This window comes from Microcystis sp. M53602_WE12 (genome assembly GCF_030065455.1).
In the GTDB taxonomy this organism is placed as follows: Bacteria; Cyanobacteriota; Cyanobacteriia; order Cyanobacteriales; family Microcystaceae; genus Microcystis; species Microcystis aeruginosa.
This window is the reverse complement of the sequence record NZ_JASJFB010000321.1, coordinates 1-3,277: the sequence shown is the minus strand read 5'-3', so window position 1 is coordinate 3,277 and position 3,277 is coordinate 1. Positions and strand designations below refer to the sequence as shown.

Below are 3,277 nucleotides of genomic sequence, written 5' to 3'. Positions count from 1 at the left end.
TGATAACTGATAACTGATAACTGATAACTGATAACTGATAACTGATAACTGATAACTGATAACTGATAACTGATAACTGATAACTGATAACTGATTAAGACATTTCTAACATTCTTTGAATCGGCAACAGTGCCTTAACTCTTAAATCTTCAGAAATAGTAATTTCTGGAGTTGTATCTCGCATACAGAGATACAATTTTTCGAGAGTGTTCAGTCTCATGTAGGGACACTCATTACAAGCACAGTTATTCAAACCTGGTGCGGGTATAAATAGTTTTTCTGGGGCCGATTTTTGCATCTGGTGAATAATCCCCGGTTCTGTGGCGACAATAAAGGTTTTTTCAGAACTTTTCAGGGAATAATTTAATAGTGCCGTCGTGGAACCAATATAATCGGCATGGCGTAAAACCGATGATTCACACTCAGGATGGGCGATAATTTTTGCTTCTGGATGGGCAACTTTTAATTCTATTATCTTGCGTTCGGAAAAAGTTTCATGGACAATACAACTACCCTGCCAGAGGACTAAATCTCTACCAGTTTGCTGACTGACGTAACGTCCCAAATTGCGATCGGGAGCGAAGATAATCGGTTGATGGGCAGGGATTTGATTAACTATTTTGACTGCGTTGGAACTGGTGCAGATAATATCACTCATGGCCTTAATTTCTGCACTGCAATTGATATAGGAAATCACGATATGATCGGGATATTGGGCTTTAAAACGAGCAAAATCTTCAGGATGACAACTATCAGCTAAAGAACATCCTGCATCTAAATCCGGCAGCAATACCAACTTATCGGGATTTAAGATTTTAGCTGTTTCTGCCATGAAGTGAACCCCCGCAAATACGATCACATCTGCTGGCGTTCGGGCAGCCTGTTGGGATAAACCGAGAGAATCACCAATATAATCAGCTATATCCTGTATGTCAGAATTTTGATAGTAGTGAGCCAGAATAACGGCGTTTAATTCCCGTTTAAGCTCTTTAATTGCCGTAAATAGGTCATCAGGTAAGCTCGATCGATTTGTGGGTTGAACAGTTGTGAACACGGCGGCATTTATGGTTATTTTTACCAAATACTAAACAAGTTCCTAGATCATAGCAAATTTTTTTTAAGGGGAGTGGGGGAGTGGGGAAGTGGGGAAGTGGGGGGCAACTTTGATTTATTATCCTGAATTCTGTCTCCGAACTCCGAACCCCGAACCCCGAACCCCCATCCCCTATCAATGCTAGGATAAAGGCTTGAGTAGAGAACGATCGAGCGAAAGCCATGTCATCGACAGAAGTAAAAACCCCGCCCCCAGACAGTACCGAATTTCTCGACGAATTGCCCGGAGAAGTGGAAATGTCCTTATTTGACCACTTGGAGGAATTGCGGCGCCGGATTTTTTATAGTTTAATTGCCGTGGCTGTAGGTGCGGTGGGATGTTTTATCTTCGTTAAACCCCTAGTACAAGTGCTGGAAGTTCCCGCCCAAGGGGTAAAATTTTTGCAGTTAGCTCCGGGAGAATTTTTTTTCGTCTCCCTAAAAGTAGCTGGATATAGCGGCATACTGGTGGCTAGTCCGGTCATTCTCTTACAAATTATCCTCTTTGTGCTGCCGGGGTTAACCCGTCGCGAACGGCGTTTAATTGTCCCGGTAGTCTTAGGATCGAGTGTTTTATTTTTTGCTGGTTTATTTTTTGCCTATATTGCCCTGATTCCCGCCGCTTTAAACTTTTTTGTCAATTATGGGGCCGAAGTGGTCGAACAAGCTTGGTCGATCGAGCGCTATTTTGAATTTGTCTTACTTTTGCTGTTTAGTACCGGCATCGCCTTTCAAATTCCCGTTATTCAATTGATTTTGAGCTTTTTAGGCATTATTTCCTCGCAAACGATGTTATCGGGTTGGCGTTTCGTGGTTTTGGGTGCGGTGATTTTAGGCGCAATTTTAACCCCTTCCACAGATCCTCTCACCCAATCCCTGTTAGCAGGGGCGGTCTTGGGTCTATACTTTGGGGGGATTGGGGTAGTGAAATTAACGGGACGTTAACTAGCTATTAGCCGTCAGGCTCTTCTCGACTTTGTGTGATAATTTTTGCTTATGAAATCGTGAAATGTTTACTGGGAAAGACTTTTAGGACTATTTGGTTAAATAAACTATCAGTATAGACCTCGTTTCCACACAGAAACCAGAAGAGCCGCCGTCATAGGAGACAGGAGTGGGAAGTGGGAATTATGAATTATAAATTATGAATTGACGAGCGGGGAGCAGGGAGAACGGGTGCATCTCATTTTTGTAAATCTACTAAGTTGGGATTTTTAAGGGGAAACTCTCTGCTAAAGTCGGGCGTTACTTTCGATTTTTTCCCTCAATCCAAGCTTTTGGGGGGTAGAACCCCCCAAACCCCGGAGCGCATTAGTTTTTCGGTGGGATGCTTACAGACAGCTGCTGATATATCTGTAATAATTTAAAAGTCACTGATAATTGCTGATTGTCGGTATTTCTGCAAATGTGGGATGCACCCAGGGAGAACAAAGCTGCCCATTGCCTATTGCCTATTCCGGCTGATGGCTAATGGCTAATGGCTAAAAAGCTGATAAAATTTGACGGCTGAAAACTAATTAAGCCAGAAAGCTAGAGATTGATTCTAGATTGAGTAACAAAGTGAAATATTTTTTCTTAACGGCAGGTTGGACAATAGGACGGGTGTGGGAATTTGGCGGTTTGTGGGACCATGCGAGTAGTTGGCGACGACCACCGCAGATAGAGCGATTAAATATCGGTATTTTAGAGGGAGAACAGGTTTTATGGCTTTATAAGGTGGAAGAAGCCGTGATTATGGTAGAAGTTGCCCCCAAGAGTGCCGAAATTGCCGATACTGTCCCCACCATCGGGCAAGTGGTGCTAAAACGCTTGATTAGTGCCGAACAAGTCCTCGAAATCCTGCAAAATGCCGAAGAACTACTGAGGAAGTAATCAGTTATCAGCTTCTGATCTGACAACGCCGATAAATGTGCCAATTATTGGCTTAATCATCGCAATTATCGCTCTTCTGGAACTTTCGGAAATCCCCGACGGAATCCAGATTCTGAAACCGGTGGTGATTCGGTAGTAGTGATGGCGGCTTAATCCTTTGCCAGGTGTGCATTGTAGTCATGGATAAAATACCAAAGGGCTCCCCAACGTGATTCTCCATTTTTTTAGAGAAAGATAGACTCTCTCTCACCAACCGAGAAATCCTTTGTCGAAAGGTATTATTTAATCTTTCAATAGGATTAGTTTGACCAGT

Annotated in this window: 3 protein-coding genes and 1 pseudogene; 2 read left to right on the top strand and 2 right to left on the bottom strand. The window is 42.9% G+C overall.

The window, feature by feature from the left end; translation table 11 throughout:
* Positions 1 to 94: 94 nt before the first annotated feature.
* Entirely contained in the window at positions 95 to 1,054 is a 960-nt protein-coding gene (nadA, locus tag PX482_RS11445; RefSeq protein ID WP_043998788.1) for a quinolinate synthase NadA, read from the bottom strand.
* Positions 1,055 to 1,275: 221 nt separating this feature from the next.
* On the opposite strand from nadA, the gene tatC reads away from it, so the two are divergent.
* Both tatC and PX482_RS11435 read left to right on the top strand, forming a co-directional pair.
* Positions 1,276 to 2,037: a twin-arginine translocase subunit TatC gene (gene tatC / locus PX482_RS11440; RefSeq protein ID WP_002756761.1), complete on the top strand. Its 762-nt coding sequence runs from the start codon at positions 1,276 to 1,278 to the stop codon at positions 2,035 to 2,037.
* Between the two features lie 615 nt (positions 2,038 to 2,652).
* The gene (locus PX482_RS11435; RefSeq protein WP_002749272.1) at positions 2,653 to 2,964 is read left to right on the top strand and encodes a hypothetical protein; all 312 of its coding nucleotides are present in this window, start codon (positions 2,653 to 2,655) and stop codon (positions 2,962 to 2,964) included.
* Between the two features lie 149 nt (positions 2,965 to 3,113).
* Here PX482_RS11435 and PX482_RS11430 read toward each other — a convergent pair.
* Positions 3,114 to 3,277: pseudogene (locus PX482_RS11430) on the bottom strand (IS1 family transposase); the annotation flags it as partial.